Below are 14,051 nucleotides of genomic sequence, written 5' to 3' on the forward strand. Positions count from 1 at the left end.
GACAAAATTCCTCGTGTATATATACTTTGAGGATTATTTCGTGCTACACTAATCATAAGAAAATCAAACAATAAGCTGATCAGAATAATGAAAGAATTCACGGATCAATTGAATAACTTACCTAAGCCAGTTCAATATGTAATTGCTATCATTATTTTCTTTTTAGCTTTCTACCTAACCTATAGCTTGTTCTAAGAAATGGAAAGTAACAATACTCATTAAAACAGCACCCTGGATTTATCCAGAGTGCTATTTTATGTTCCAATTGCAATCAGAATAATTACATACTATAGTCATTAATAACTAACTATCTCTTTCTTCATTTTCTCTGATTTTCTTGATGATGCTTCCCATCTGAACACCACCATCTTTATAGTTTCTATAATAACGGCCAGCGCCATCTCCAATATAGCTGATCGGTGAGAAAGTATCGCTCTTGAAGCTACCATCTTCGTCAATCAAGTCTTCTTCTACTTCACGACGGGTTACTCGAGCGATAATATTGGTCAATGCTCCGCATTCTACAAATTCAACAACTTGGCATTCAATGGAAACTGGACAAGCCGTCACCATTGGGGCGTCTACTGTCTCCCCAATTGTATAATCTAGACCTGTAAGAGCAAACTTGTCCTTTCGGCTATTAAAACCAGCAATTTCAACCTCTGTTAAGAGCTCTTCGGTAGGGATATTCACGGTGAAGGAACCGTGTTTTTTAATTTCTGTGACGGCATTCCCTTTCGTTCTCATAGCGACCACCATCATACTTCCCAGAGTATAGGCTGAGCTAGAGGTCGAAATATTATAGCCATGTACCTCATCCTTGTATCCTAAGAAAAATACAGGAAATCCAAAATATAATTTACGTGTTTCGAATGTTTGTTTCACACATTTCTCCTTTTTATTGCTTCTTGTTTCCTTGGAAGATCAGGTCGCTTCTGCTACATCCTGAAGTTCGCGGGTAAATTGACCATTTTCTAAGATCAGGGTGCGATCACAAATGGCCCGGCACAATTGCTCATCATGTGCGATGAAGATAAAGGTATTCTGATACTTACCATGAATCTTATAAAGCAATTGTAAAATCTGAACCTGGGTTTTGGGATCTAAACCACTGAGGGATTCATCAAAAATAATGATATCTGGGTTTAGGAGCAAGGTTCTGGCAATACAAACTCTCTGTTGCTGGCCACCACTTAATTCTCTTGCTCTTTTTTCTAGTACTTCTGATGGTAGACCGACCTCTTTTAAAACAGTGTGGACCTGATCCATCGGAAAATCCTTGGGAAGAGCTTCTAACAAGATTTCTTGAACACTAAATCGTGGATTCACTGCGTGAAAAGAATCTTGGAAAACAACTAAGATGCGAACGCCATCCTCTTTGATGGAATAGGTTTTACCATCTAAGAGAACCTGGCCTTGAGTTGGCTTTTCAATTCCTAAGATGACTCTTGCCAGGGTGGACTTGCCACTCCCACTTTCTCCCATAATTCCGACAATTTCACCTTTTTTTATGGATAGATTACAATGGTCTAATACAGTTTTTCCTTGATAGTTGACCGTAATATCTTTACATTCCAGCATTATTTCTGATCACCTGCTTCAAATCTTGTTCTAAGAATAATTCCTTGGTATAGCTTTCTTTTGGAGCTGTCAAAAGATCCTCAGTTTTGCCAAATTCAACTACCTTCCCCTTCTCCATGACCAACATATTGCCTCCGAGTTCCTTCGCCAAATAATAGTCATGGGTAACAGTAATAACCGTCTTGTGCTGAGCCAGTAAGTCTTTGATCAAACTAAGAATCATCTCACGGTTCACACGATCGACTGCTGAGGTTGGTTCGTCGAGTATAATCGTTTCTGGATCTAGACATAAGATAATGCCTAACATAATCCGTTGGAGCATACCTCCACTCAGTTCAAAGGAATATTGATGGAGAACCGCTTCCGGATTTGCGATCCGAACCTTTTCTAAAATGTCAAGAGCTTTCTTGTGGCATTCACTTTTGGAAAGAGTTGAATGACTTTTTATGGTTTCATAGAAATGCGTCCAAATCGTTTGAAAGGGATTAAACATAGACATGGGATTTTGAACCAAGTAGGCGATCTTCTGCCCTCTAAAGGCGTTCCAGTCTTTGTCTGAAAAAGAATCGAGATGGAGATCTCCATAATGAATCGATCCGGTCTGTTTCATGTTCCGAGGAATAATCCCTATTAAAGCCTTGGTTAAGAGCGTTTTTCCTGATCCACTTTCTCCCACCACTAATAGGGATTCTCCTAAGGGATGGGTGAAAGAAACCCGATCTAGACGAGACTCCTCCTGATCTACAAGAGAAAGATCTTTAATGATGAATGATGCCATTCTTCTCTCCTTTCTCTTCGATATATTCACCAAATAGGTTAAAAGAAATAACGGTTAAAAAGATAGCTAAGCCAGGTGCGATCATCATCCAAGGTGCAACTCGGAAATATGCACGCGCATCATGGAGCATTAAACCCCACTCCGAAACATTTGGTTGGACACCAATTCCTAAGAAAGAAAATCCAGAAATCATCAGAATGATATTCCCGATGTTCATGAGAAGAATCACCAGTACTGGCTTGTAGATAAAAGGCAAAATATGCTTTTTGAGGATATGAAATGAGCCCATTCCCATGATCTGAGCACTAATCACATAGGGCTCTTGCTTGGTAGAAATAACCAGATTTGTCACAATCCTTGCATAGTAGATCCATTCGATTATGACAATGGCAATAATCATATTGCTCATCCCTTGTCCTAGGATTCCAACGGTAGCTAGGGAGAGAAGAAAACTTGGGAAGGCCATCAAGACATTGGTAAACCAAAGAAAAGCTCCTTCCATTTTTCCCTGATACCACCCTACAACCAAGCCTACGATAAAGCCGATAACGACTTCCAAGATGCTAATCGCAACAGCTAAGAATAAGGAATAGCGTGCCCCGTACAAGAGTCTAGAGAAAACATCCCTTCCCAATTGGTCTGTTCCTAAAAGATGTTGAGAACTCGGACTTAGGAGCTTATTGGAAACATCCACATACTGAGGATCATAAGGCGCTATAAAGGAGGCAAACAAAGCAAGAAAAAGCAAGAGACCTAATATGAAAATAGAAAACATCACACTTTTTTTCACGAACTATCTCCTCTCTTCCTTACTCGTGGGTCTATCCAGTGGTTGACAGCTTGCATCACACCGTTGTTCAATAAGAATAGCAAGCCAAATAACATCATACATCCCTGAATTAAGGGAGTATCGATCGATCGAATCGCCTCTACAAACAAACTCCCTAATCCATTCCAAGCGAAGACTTCTTCAACAATCAAGGAACCGGTCATTAAATAAACAAAGGTTAGACTTAAGCCAGTCGCAATGGAGGGCAAAGCATTTCGAAGAATATGATTGGGTAAAAGATAGCGTAGTTTAACCCCTCTCATGCGCGCATTCTCAACATGAGGACTTTCAAGCTGGGTCGATACGGCTTTTCGCACCAAGGCAATATATTGGCCAATCAGTGAAAAGCTTAAAGTGATGCTTGGTAAGACGATGCTTAAAGGTTCATTTTTACCCGATACAGGCAATAAGCCTAATTTCACAGAAAAAATAAAAATCAACATGTACCCTAACCAAAAGGCAGGCATGGATACTGAGCTAAAAGCAAGGAACCGAATACATTTGTCAAAGAAGGAATTGGTCTTCAAACCACTGATAACCCCAATGGGAATAGAAACGACAATAATCAGAATAAAGGATGTCACTCCTAAATAAAAAGTAGACAGGAAGCGACTAGCAATTAAACTGACAACTGATTCCTTCAGTAAATAAGAGGTCCCAAAATCCAAGTGAAGGACCTTAACAAACCAAGAAAAATACTGTTCAATCCAGGATTTATCCAAGCCCAAATAGCTTCTAGCATTTTCAAGAGCTGCAGGGGTGATCGGCAAATGCCGGATTCGAAGATAATTTTCTGCTGGATCCTGCGATGTAAATTTGGTCAGGATAAAGGTGATAATGGAGATAACAAGTAAACCACTTATAAAACTAATAATTTTTTTAAAAATAGCTTTCATATCATATAAACTTAGATCCTAAAAACAATGTGACCCGGTTTAAAAGATCCACAAAAGATCCTTTAAACCGGAAGTCCCCTAACAAAGTGAAAGGAGGATCACTTTAAATGAGGCCACATTGTTTCCTTCAGTCAAGATCTTTTACTTATTTGTTCACTTTTTCAATGTAGCGAACTGGAAGGGCATTTTCTTCTGGAGCGAAACGAACATTTTTCAACTCACCTGTACGATAAACAGAGACAACTGATTGGTAAGTCAATGGGATATACACCGCTTCTTCATGGAGCAAGGTCAAAGCTTTCTTATAGCCAGCATCTACTTTTTCTTCATTAGCTTCTGTTAAGGTTTGTTTGATGGTTTCATCCAATTCTTTCTTGATTGGAAGTGCTTCAAGGGAAACATTTTCTGGGTGACCATGAGCAGACTCAGCTGTCAAAGCTGTCATCCAAGCGTGAGGATCCCATGGTGCTCCCCAAGAGAAGGTGAGCATCATATCAAAGTTTCCTGTTTTCGCATTTTCCCAATAATCATCTTCTTCCATAGCTGTCAATTTGACTTCGACACCAATTTTCTTCAATTCGCCTTGGAAATATTCAGCTAGGTCTTTATCAGTTGCTTTGGTAGAAATGTAAGGGAAATTCAATTCCATCTTCTTGCCATCTTTTTCACGGATGCCATCAGAACCCATCTTCCAACCAGCAGCATCCAACATTTTTTCTGCTTCTTTCTTATCAAATTTATATGGTGTTAAGCCAGCATCTGAGTGAGGAGTTGATTTAGAGAAGATGGTGTCAGCAGGAGTTTCTGTCCCCATGAACAATTTCTCTGCAATTTCTTTTTTGTTAATCGCGTGGTTAATAGCCTTCCGAACATTCTTATCTTTGAAGATATCTTGTTTGGCATTCAAAAGTAACAAACGAGAAGACATTGGTTGCGAAACATCCGTTGTATATTTCTTATCTTTCTTGTATTGAGCGAAGGTATTTAAACCAATCACACCATTTCCATACAGCAAATCTACTTTACCAGATTCAAATTCTAGTGCGCGTGTTTGAGCATCAGGAATAATCTTGATGGTCACTTCTTTCAGTTTTGGTTTTTCACCCCAGTAGTTTTCGTTACGTGCGAAGGTAATGTATTCGTTCGATTTCTTTTCTTTGACCACCCATTGACCAGTACCGATTGAAGATTTCAACTTGTTTTTGGTCGTATCATCACCATCTGGGAAGCTGGCATCTGCGATGAAACGAATTGGACGAATCATAGAAAGATCGTAAAGTGTGGCACTGTAAGGTTCTTTCAGGGTAATTTCAAAAGTGTGATCATCGACAACTTTGTAGCTATCCAAGACATTGGTAAAGTTAAACCATTCATGATTTCCTTTGTTTTCTTTTGAGAAGATCGTATCGAAATTCCGCTTTACATTGGCTGCGTTGAAATCAGAGCCATCTGAGAATTTCGCTTTTCTCAAATTGAAGGTATAGGTTTTCCCATCTTCACTTACTTTCCAGCTCTCTGCTAAGGCTGGCTCAATTTTCCCATTGTCTCCGTAACGAACAAGCCCTTCATAAACCAAATCTTGAATAACAAATTGATCTGGATTATACACGTGAGGATTGACATCTCCGAAGTCTTCTCCCCATGCAAGGGTGATCTTATCTTTTTCAGCACTACTATCTGCAGACTTGCCATTCTGCTGGCAGGCAGCTAAACACAAAACTGCTAAACTAGTAACAGCTAATTTCCAAAATTTCTTCATTATAAAAACCTCATGATTGATTATTTTTATTGACACTAGTATGTAAGGCATCTCCAAATTTTGTAACCAATAAAATGATCCCGATTAAGAAGATGCACGGGAAAGCGACGATCCAGGGAGCTTCCTGGATATAGGTTCGACCATCATTCATCATGGCTCCCCATTCTGGAGACGGAGGCTGCGCGCCTAGTCCAACAAAACTCAGGCCAGCAATCTCCATGATGATGGTTGAGACATTAAAGGTCATGGTGGTGACAATTTGTGGAAAGAGACTAGGAACATAGTAATTTTTGACGGTCTTCCAAAAGCTATTTCCATACATTTTTGCTGACTGAACATAGAATTCATTTTTTAAACGCAGGGTCAGCGACCGCATGATATAGGCATACCTGGTCCAAGCCGTTAGGCCAATGGCTATGACCGTTTGTTGCAAGCCCACTCCTAACAGGCTCACAATAGCAATCACTAAGACGATGGATGGCAAGGACTGAAAAGCCGTAATGAACAAGAAAATAGCACGATCCAACTTCCCACCGATCAAGGCACTGGTCACACCAATAAAAGAACCAACTAGGGTGACAAAGAGAAGAATCCCAACTGCAGGTACAATGGTTTGTACCCCACCACTCAGAGTTCGAGCAAATACAGAGCGGCCCACGGCATCTGTACCAAACCATTCTTGACTATTGGGTGCTTGGAGGGCATTTCCTAAATGGACCTTGGTGATGCTGTCTCCTAAAAAGAAGGGAGACAGACAAGAAATCAAGAGGAGCAAGAGAAGGCATCCAGCCAAGAGATAGAGGTTGCGGTTTCTAGATTTTCCCATAGCTTAACCTCCATATCTTTTAGGACTGGCCTGTTTCTTAAAAACAAGGGATTGACTTTGTTGCGAATGACGGGCCTTCGGGTTTAGCAACGTGATCAAGGCCTGCGTGGTGAAATTGACGATCAATACCCCAAGTGTAATCACTAACACAGCACCTTGGACCAGAGGATAATCCCGATTGACGACTACCGCAATCAGCATTTTTCCAATTCCTGGCCAAGAGAATAAATACTCTATAATAGCAACACCTCCTAACAGCGAACCAAGTGACAAACTCACCAAGGTCAATATAAACGGAAGCGTATTATACAAGACATCCTTCAAAAGAATGCGACCTTCTGGTATGCCACGTCCTCTGGCGCCTTCGACTGCTGGCGACTGCAATTCTTCTATGATAGCTGTTCTCAATTGAGGAATATAGCGTGAAGACAGACCCAGCGCCATGGTAGAAATCGGTAAAATTAAGCCCCATTCATTTGCGGTTGACTGAATAGGAAACCAGCCAAGCTTGACTGAAAAAACAATCATCAAAAGAATTCCAATGACAAAATTTGGAATGGCATTTAAAAATGCGCAAACTGTCACTAGGAAACGATCAAATCGACTTCCCATATGGTAGGCACCATAAAAGGAGAGGGGAAGGGAAAGACCAAGCGTCACTACCAGAATATAAAGCGCCAGATAGAGTGTATTTGGAAAATAAAAGACCAATTGATCCCACACTGGAGCTCCTGAGCGAAAGGTGATTCCAAAATTACCATGAAGGATGTTTCCTAACCATCTCAGATATTGAACAATAAAACTATCGTTTAAGCCCATCTCAGCTCGTTTTACTTCTAGTAGTTCTTTGGTATAAGGAATTCCTTGCGCATTTAAGATACTTTCTGCAGGGTCCCCTTTGGCTAGATACACTAACAAGAAAGAAAGAAAGCTAACACAGAGCAGGATCAAAACCATTTGAAACAGTAATTTGATGAAATATCTTGTCATGGCTCCCTCCCTTCTTCCTGATAAGGTTTCAGCAACAGTTTGGTGTAGTCCGACTGAGGATTTCGCAAAACGTTTGACATTACCCCTTTCTCTTGAATTTTTCCATCTTTTAGTACCATGATTTCATTACAAAATTGGCTGACCAGCGCAATATCATGTGAAATAAAGAGAAAAGATGTTTGGGAGCTTTTCTGTATCTCTTGTAGGAGGTCCATCACTCCCTCTTGGACAGTCACGTCTAAGGCACTGGTGATCTCATCACAAATTAATAAGTCAGGTTGGACCAAGAGAGCCCTGGCAATGGCCATCCGTTGACATTCTCCACCACTTAATTGGTGGGGAAATTGCTGGGCCAGTACCGGATCCAAGCCAACCCTTTCCAGGAGTTGGTGAATCTTCTCTTCCATCTCCTTCTTATTCATACAAATTTTAAAATTCTGGCAAACCTCTTCTAAACTTGCTTGCAAGGTCCTTTTAGGATGAAAAGCTTCTTGAGGCTGTTGAGAGATGTACTGGACCTTTTTGTAAAACTCAAGGTCTGTAAAACTTGTCAGCGATTGCCCCAGAAACTGAATACTCCCCTCTTGCACATCCAAGAGTCGACTCAGAATCTTGGCAATGGTGCTTTTACCAGAACCAGATTCTCCGACCAAACCAAGCCGATGACCCTTATTTAGAGTAAAGGACACATCAAAAACACCAGCCTGATGATGAAGTGGATCTTGATAATGATGAGTAAGATTTTTACATTCGAGTAAATAGGTCATTTGATGACTCCTGCTACAATTTTAGTTTGGGAATAGCCCTTAGTAATTTCTGGGTGTAGGGATCTTGCGGATCGTGGAAAATTTGGTCGCGACTTCCTTCTTCCACAATCTTCCCCTCCTTCATCACCAAGATCCTATCTGCCAAATTTTTGGCGACACTCATATCATGAGTGACAAATAAGAGGCTGGATTCTTCGGTCCTTAGCAATTCGATCAAGGTTTGAATAAACGATTCCTTAGAGAGAACATCAAGGGCACTAGTCGGCTCATCTGCCAAGAGCAATTTAGGATGAGTGGCTAAGGCTAAAGCAATGGCCACTCGTTGCATCATACCTCCACTAAGTTCAAAAGGATACTTTGATGGAACCTGTGCTGGATCTAAGCCAACCATCTGGAGGCATTCCTCTAAAGATCTCATCTTTTCTACTTGAGAGCGATGACTCTTGACGAGATCCTTGTAATGATCTTTGATTTTACGGTTGTTGTTAAAACCGAGACTGGACTGCTGGGTCACCCAGGCCAGTTCTGTTCCTACAAAGGGATACGAGACCCGTTTTTTCTGTGGGCGAATGGCCTGATCCGCATAAGAGATACTTCCATCATTAAAGACTAAATTATTCAAGGGAAGACCCAAAAGTAGTTTTAAAATCGTTGTTTTGCCACTGCCACTTTCTCCGACGATTCCGACTGCTTCACCTGCTGAAACAGTTAGAGAAAGGTGATCTAAAATAACCTTGGTCGGGGAAGAAACCGTGACATTCGTCAGTTGCAACATAGGTTTAATCCTTCGAGAGTTTATTGGTGACATGATAATAATCAGTTGGATGAGACTCTAAATGAGAAATGGATTTGTCCATGACGATGGCAACTTTATAGAATCCAATGATCGTATATCCATGATCCTTATCCACAATGGCTTGAATATCTTTACTTAATTGGATCCGTTTTTTCTGATCTGTTTCGGTCGCAAGGGCTTCAATTTTCTTATCTGCTTCCGCATTGCTATAATGACCGATATTTCCCACTCCACCGGTTTTAACAGCTGAGTTAAAGTAAGCGTATGGATCGCCAATCGGAGCAGCGACTACAGCATAAGGGGTGAAGGCATAATTTTTCTCCGTTGCAACGGCACTCACTTCCACCTTACGAATCTTCGCTTCAATGCCAACTTCTTTTAATTGTTGTTGAGAAGCTTCAATGGCTAACGGCATTTCTGGTAAACGAGTAAAGGAGAGCAATTCAATCGTGACTTTCTTTCCATCTTTTTCACGGTAGCCATCTCCATCGGTATCCTTATAGCCGGCCTCATCCAACAATTTCTTAGCTTTTTCTACATTGAACTCATGAACACTTTTATCCAAAGCAAAGTCGGAGCTGGAAGGGAGCGGTCCTGTAGCTGGAACTGCAGCTCCTTTAAAGAGAGATTCTGTATAAGTTTTCTTATCGACCAAGGTATCCAAAGCTTGACGGAATGAATCATCAGCTACATATGGGTCTTCAAAGTTGTAGACATAACCTAAGTAACGGCCACCTTCTTTTTCAGAAATTTTATACTGACTGTCCTTTTTAAAGGTTACTAAATTTGCATATGGAAGTCCATAAACAGCATCGACTTCTTTGGATTGAAGGGCAGCTGAAATTGCCGTTGGATCAGAGAAATATTTAATCTGAACCTGTGCCACCTTGGCTTTACCCCCCCAATAGTTTGAATAAGCCTCTAATGTAGCGCCTGCTTCTGGCGTATATGTCTTAATGAGAAATGGTCCTGTCCCTACTGGAGCTTTATCTGAGGCGGCCTTTCCATCCACATCTACAATAACAGAATAAGGTTCTGCTAATAGATTCTTCATAATTGGCTGTTCTAATTTTGTTTTGATTGTGACGGTTTGACCGTCAGATTGGATACTCTCTATTCCGAGGTCATCCGCCGCGCGCTTACTCTTCTCAATCAGTCGTTTTAAAGAAGCCTCCACCTTCGCACCGGTCATCTTTTCCCCATTTTGGAAAGTGACATCATTTCGAAGGGTGATTTTCCACTCTAATTGAGAAGTTTGTTCGATTTTTTCAGCTAGCCAGGGTTGAGGGACTAACTGATCATCCATTTTAAATAAGGTTTCTCCAACTCCGTAACGAACAGTAAACCAACCATTATATTCATCTGCCGGATCAATATTGGCTGGGAATTGGGTATAACCAATTGTCACCGTTTGAGCATTTTTAGCTGCTTCTGGTGATGAGGGTTGATTCGTTTTTGCACAACCAAGAAGAGCGACGCTCACTAAAGCTGTTCCTAAAAGTAATTTCCATTTTTTCATTTGTATCTTCATCCTTTTAATATAGTTTAATTGGCAAGAAAATAAAACGAAGAGATGACCTATCCCAATAACTGTCTTACTTTCTATATCATTTTGTGTTCTGATCACTTGTCCTGTGATTGATTCAAGTCATCTTCTTGTTTGATGAGTCTTTCTTCCCAAGGATCATTGTCCTCTAATAGCAAGGCCGTTCCTTGTGGAATATCGATCGACCAGAAATCAGCTTCCATATTAACTAAAAACTGGTAAATCAGGCGTAAGACTCCTAAGTGCCCTACAATTACGATTTCAGGGTCCGCTCTTTCGCGAATCTCCTTGACAATCGACCAGACCCGTTCTTTAAATTTTTCAAAGGGTTCAGCCTTAGACGGCGTCACCTCAAAGGGGCTTTCCAGCCATTCTTCCCAAACCAAGGGAAAGGCCGCTTGAATTTCGTTGGCTGTCCTTCCCTCCCATAAGCCGAAATCTCTTTCGTTCAAGGCTTTGTAAGCCGTGGGATTCTGATCTGGGAAAATGATGGCCGCTGTTTCTTGCGTTCTTTTGAGCTGACTAGTATAAACCCGCGAAATGCTTTTTCCTTTCATCAATTGATGAAGGAGGGCAGCTTGTTCTTTTCCCGTCTCATTGATTGAGACATCCGCTTTTCCATAGAAAAACCGTTTTTTATTAAAGTCTGTTTCTCCATGGCGAATCAGGTACCACTTTTTTACTGTCATATGATCATTCCTATCAAAAATAATATCTGAGCTACTTCTACTGATGCTCCTAAGGTATCCCCTGTCTCCCCGTCAATTTTTTGATAAACGAACCAGCGAAAGGCAAGAGTACCAAGAATGACCAAGCTATAAGCAAGGAGCCCTTTTAGCCAAAAACCAGCAATAAGAACGGCCAGGGGGACAATCTGAGCTAAGAGGATCGAACTGGTCTTGGTACCAGAAAAGAAATTTCCAGAGCCACCAGATTCTCTTGCATAGCGCATCTTGTAAAGCTGAATGGTCAACCCAACCTTCCCAATCATCGATAAAGAAGCGACAATCAGCCACTTGGGCTGAGGAAGATAAGGCCCCATCGCGATCATCAATCCGTAATAGAAAATTAAGGCCAAGACACCGTTGCTACCGATACGGCTGTCTTTCATGATTTCCAACATCCGTTCCTTGGAACGAGAAGAGAATAAGCCATCTGCTGTATCAGCAAGGCCATCTAAATGGAAGCCACCCGTTAAAAGTACATCAAAGAACAAGGTCAAAATCCAAGCAATGGTGTCAGGAAGTACCAAAGAGGTCAAAACAAAAAATAAGGAGGAAATGAGCCCTAATAAGAGACCAAAGAGAGTTAAAATCGGAACTCCTTTTCGAACATAGGAGAGATCAACTGCTTTTGGAATCACAATCCGACTAAAAAATTGTGTATAGATAATCAGTGCTGAAATCATTTTAACTGCTGTGCCAGTCCACAAATGACTAAGTAGACTTCACTTGCCTCCTTTGCAATCAATTGATTGACCCGCCCTTGAAGATCTCTAAAGTAACGTCCTAGACGAGTATCTGGAACGATACCGAGACCAACTTCATTGGTGACAATCCAAAAAGTAGCTTGGCGTTTCTTCATGGCCGAAAGTATCTGAGACCACTCGGCTTCCATGGCTTCCAAAATACGGGCCTGTTCGGCTTTACTTAAAAACTGCTCGTCCGATAGGTAGCCTTTATCGGGATACCACTCATTGACCAAATCAAAGAGCCGATTGGTGGTTAACATGGTCGCACAGTCCAATAAATAATCCCCATGATGGTCTTGTTCAATCCAGGTAGCTAAGTCCCGGTATTGCTCGAGCGTATCCCAGCTTTGTGGTCGTCTTTCTTGATGGAGCTTGACCCGCTCCTGCCATTCTGGATCCTCTTTCATCACGAGACCAGTGGCTATGTAACAAACCCCATCCTTCTGCAAGAGTTTGGATTCAGCAAAAGAGGATTTGCCACTACGAGCACCGCCCGTGACTAAAACAATCTTCCCCATAATCTTCCTTTCATGACAACTGACTAAAGGCTTTGTCAAAAGCAGCTAAAGTACGATCCAAATCTTCAAAGGAATGGGCACTTGATAAGAAGTTGCTTTCATACTGAGATGGAGCAATATAGACACCTTCTTCTAAAAGCAAGCTATGAAGCTTGGCAAAAAGTTGGTGATCTGCTTGTTTGGAATCCTCAAAATTCAAAACTGGTTTTTCTGAGAAGAAAAATCCAAACATGGTTCCAACAGAGACCACTTGGAGGGCTAGTCCATGTTTTTCTGCCAATTGACGGATCCCCTGACAGAGATAGTCTGTTTTTTCAACCGTTTGATCAAAGACTTCCTTGGTTAATAGTCGCAAGTTTTCATAGCCTGCTGCCATGGCGATTGGATTCCCTGATAGAGTTCCAGCTTGATAAATATCGCCCAGTGGAGCAATTTGATTCATGTATTGCGCTTTCCCACCAAAAGCAGCAACTGGGAAACCACCACCGATGACTTTTCCTAGACAGATCAAATCTGGATCGACTTGGTACAAGCCCACTGCCCCTTGGTAATGAGCCCGAAAACCAGTCATGACTTCATCCATGATGAAGAGAGAACCACTTTCTGTCGTAAGACGGCGAATCTCCTCAATAAATTCTTTGTGACCTGGAATTAAGCCCATATTTCCGGCAACAGCTTCTACGATGACACAGGCAATTTCTGCACCGTGTTCTTCAAAGCAGGTCTGCAGAGCTTTCACATCATTATAAGGGAGGGCAATGGTTTCACGCGCCACCTCAGGTATCACACCTGCTGAATCTGCAATGCCAAAGCTTGCTACACCAGATCCAGCTTGAACCAAGAAAGAATCACTATGACCATGGTAGCAACCAATAAATTTCACTACCTTTGGTCGTTTGGTAATCCCACGCGCTAAACGAATGGCACTCATAGTTGCCTCTGTTCCTGAATTGACCATGCGGATTCTCTCTAAGAAAGGCAAGCGTTCTTTAATCAGTTTGCCTAATTTGATTTCACGTGGACTTGGAGCACCGTAACTGGTTCCTTCCCATAAAGCTTCTTGCACTTCCTCAAGCACTTCTTTCCGAGCATGTCCTAAAATCAAAGGTCCCCAGGAGAGCACGTAATCCACAAATTGATTGCCATCCACATCATAGAGGAAAGCTCCGTGAGAATGGTCAATGAAAAGAGGATTGCCACCTACTGCCTTAAACGCTCGTACAGGGCTATTTACTCCACCTGGAAAAATGGATTCTGCTTCCTTGAAGTAATCATTTGATTGTGTTCTTTTCAT

General features: G+C 41.5%; 15 protein-coding genes. All 15 read right to left on the minus strand.

The genetic code is table 11. The features are described 5' to 3' along the window. Nucleotides 1–303 precede the first annotated feature (303 nt). The 15 genes from DW738_RS03385 to hemL all read right to left on the minus strand — a co-directional run bounded on the left by DW738_RS03385 (nucleotide 304) and on the right by hemL (nucleotide 14,051). Nucleotides 304–885 carry a flavin reductase family protein gene (locus tag DW738_RS03385; protein ID WP_023023437.1) on the minus strand — a complete coding sequence of 194 codons (582 nt, stop codon included), beginning with the start codon at nucleotides 883–885 and terminating at the stop codon, nucleotides 304–306. A 39-nt stretch (nucleotides 886–924) separates the two neighbouring features. After that, nucleotides 925–1,581, minus strand: coding sequence for a dipeptide/oligopeptide/nickel ABC transporter ATP-binding protein (locus DW738_RS03390; RefSeq protein ID WP_123160319.1), 657 nt, complete (start codon nucleotides 1,579–1,581; stop codon nucleotides 925–927). After that, on the minus strand, nucleotides 1,568–2,359 hold the full coding sequence (locus tag DW738_RS03395) for an ABC transporter ATP-binding protein (protein WP_123160320.1): 792 nt from the start codon (nucleotides 2,357–2,359) through the stop codon (nucleotides 1,568–1,570). Before DW738_RS03395 ends, DW738_RS03390 begins: the two co-directional genes overlap by 14 nt. Beyond that, nucleotides 2,340–3,149 carry an ABC transporter permease subunit gene (locus tag DW738_RS03400; RefSeq protein WP_123160321.1) on the minus strand — a complete coding sequence of 270 codons (810 nt, stop codon included), beginning with the start codon at nucleotides 3,147–3,149 and terminating at the stop codon, nucleotides 2,340–2,342. Before DW738_RS03400 ends, DW738_RS03395 begins: the two co-directional genes overlap by 20 nt. Continuing rightward, a complete protein-coding gene (locus DW738_RS03405; RefSeq protein WP_123160322.1) occupies nucleotides 3,146–4,084 on the minus strand; it encodes an ABC transporter permease in 939 nt (312 codons plus the stop codon). Before DW738_RS03405 ends, DW738_RS03400 begins: the two co-directional genes overlap by 4 nt. 145 nt (nucleotides 4,085–4,229) lie before the next feature. Beyond that, nucleotides 4,230–5,843 carry a nickel ABC transporter substrate-binding protein gene (nikA, locus tag DW738_RS03410; RefSeq protein ID WP_165852121.1) on the minus strand — a complete coding sequence of 538 codons (1,614 nt, stop codon included), beginning with the start codon at nucleotides 5,841–5,843 and terminating at the stop codon, nucleotides 4,230–4,232. A 10-nt stretch (nucleotides 5,844–5,853) separates the two neighbouring features. Further along, nucleotides 5,854–6,669 carry an ABC transporter permease gene (locus DW738_RS03415; protein WP_123160323.1) on the minus strand — a complete coding sequence of 272 codons (816 nt, stop codon included), beginning with the start codon at nucleotides 6,667–6,669 and terminating at the stop codon, nucleotides 5,854–5,856. 3 nt (nucleotides 6,670–6,672) lie between these two features. After that, the gene (locus tag DW738_RS03420; protein WP_123160324.1) at nucleotides 6,673–7,659 is read right to left on the minus strand and encodes an ABC transporter permease; all 987 of its coding nucleotides are present in this window, start codon (nucleotides 7,657–7,659) and stop codon (nucleotides 6,673–6,675) included. After that, the gene (locus DW738_RS03425; protein ID WP_123160325.1) at nucleotides 7,656–8,426 is read right to left on the minus strand and encodes a dipeptide/oligopeptide/nickel ABC transporter ATP-binding protein; all 771 of its coding nucleotides are present in this window, start codon (nucleotides 8,424–8,426) and stop codon (nucleotides 7,656–7,658) included. Before DW738_RS03425 ends, DW738_RS03420 begins: the two co-directional genes overlap by 4 nt. A gap of 13 nt (nucleotides 8,427–8,439) precedes the next feature. Continuing rightward, nucleotides 8,440–9,201: an ABC transporter ATP-binding protein gene (locus tag DW738_RS03430; RefSeq protein ID WP_123160326.1), complete on the minus strand. Its 762-nt coding sequence runs from the start codon at nucleotides 9,199–9,201 to the stop codon at nucleotides 8,440–8,442. Nucleotides 9,202–9,205: 4 nt separating this feature from the next. Beyond that, complete coding sequence (locus DW738_RS03435; RefSeq protein ID WP_123160327.1) at nucleotides 9,206–10,741, minus strand: ABC transporter substrate-binding protein; 1,536 nt, start codon at nucleotides 10,739–10,741, stop codon at nucleotides 9,206–9,208. Nucleotides 10,742–10,845: 104 nt separating this feature from the next. After that, complete coding sequence (locus DW738_RS03440) at nucleotides 10,846–11,457, minus strand: histidine phosphatase family protein (RefSeq protein WP_123160328.1); 612 nt, start codon at nucleotides 11,455–11,457, stop codon at nucleotides 10,846–10,848. After that, nucleotides 11,454–12,176 (minus strand): adenosylcobinamide-GDP ribazoletransferase, encoded by a 723-nt coding sequence (cobS, locus tag DW738_RS03445; protein WP_123160512.1) that lies wholly within the window; start codon nucleotides 12,174–12,176, stop codon nucleotides 11,454–11,456. The genes DW738_RS03440 and cobS overlap by 4 nt, the downstream gene beginning before the upstream one ends. Then, nucleotides 12,173–12,757, minus strand: a complete 585-nt coding sequence (gene cobU / locus DW738_RS03450) for a bifunctional adenosylcobinamide kinase/adenosylcobinamide-phosphate guanylyltransferase (RefSeq protein ID WP_123160329.1) — start codon at nucleotides 12,755–12,757, stop codon at nucleotides 12,173–12,175. Before cobU ends, cobS begins: the two co-directional genes overlap by 4 nt. Nucleotides 12,758–12,767: 10 nt before the next feature. Next, on the minus strand, nucleotides 12,768–14,051 hold the full coding sequence (gene hemL, locus DW738_RS03455; RefSeq protein ID WP_123160330.1) for a glutamate-1-semialdehyde 2,1-aminomutase: 1,284 nt from the start codon (nucleotides 14,049–14,051) through the stop codon (nucleotides 12,768–12,770).

The organism is Streptococcus sp. AM28-20, assembly GCF_003603595.1.
GTDB lineage: Bacteria > Bacillota > Bacilli > Lactobacillales > Streptococcaceae > Streptococcus > Streptococcus ilei.

Excerpts from the sequence above, each read along its gene's own strand:
- DW738_RS03390 (WP_123160319.1), bottom strand. The coding sequence starts at position 1,581 with ATGCTGGAATGTAAAGATATTACGGTCAACTATCAAGGAAAAACTGTA.
- DW738_RS03395 (WP_123160320.1), bottom strand. The coding sequence starts at position 2,359 with ATGGCATCATTCATCATTAAAGATCTTTCTCTTGTAGATCAGGAGGAG.
- DW738_RS03405 (WP_123160322.1), bottom strand. The coding sequence starts at position 4,084 with ATGAAAGCTATTTTTAAAAAAATTATTAGTTTTATAAGTGGTTTACTT.
- nikA (WP_165852121.1), bottom strand. The coding sequence starts at position 5,843 with ATGAAGAAATTTTGGAAATTAGCTGTTACTAGTTTAGCAGTTTTGTGT.
- DW738_RS03415 (WP_123160323.1), bottom strand. The coding sequence starts at position 6,669 with ATGGGAAAATCTAGAAACCGCAACCTCTATCTCTTGGCTGGATGCCTT.
- DW738_RS03420 (WP_123160324.1), bottom strand. The coding sequence starts at position 7,659 with ATGACAAGATATTTCATCAAATTACTGTTTCAAATGGTTTTGATCCTG.
- DW738_RS03425 (WP_123160325.1), bottom strand. The coding sequence starts at position 8,426 with ATGACCTATTTACTCGAATGTAAAAATCTTACTCATCATTATCAAGAT.
- DW738_RS03430 (WP_123160326.1), bottom strand. The coding sequence starts at position 9,201 with ATGTTGCAACTGACGAATGTCACGGTTTCTTCCCCGACCAAGGTTATT.
- DW738_RS03435 (WP_123160327.1), bottom strand. The coding sequence starts at position 10,741 with ATGAAAAAATGGAAATTACTTTTAGGAACAGCTTTAGTGAGCGTCGCT.
- DW738_RS03440 (WP_123160328.1), bottom strand. The coding sequence starts at position 11,457 with ATGACAGTAAAAAAGTGGTACCTGATTCGCCATGGAGAAACAGACTTT.
- cobS (WP_123160512.1), bottom strand. The coding sequence starts at position 12,176 with ATGATTTCAGCACTGATTATCTATACACAATTTTTTAGTCGGATTGTG.
- cobU (WP_123160329.1), bottom strand. The coding sequence starts at position 12,757 with ATGGGGAAGATTGTTTTAGTCACGGGCGGTGCTCGTAGTGGCAAATCC.
- hemL (WP_123160330.1), bottom strand. The coding sequence starts at position 14,051 with ATGAAAAGAACACAATCAAATGATTACTTCAAGGAAGCAGAATCCATT.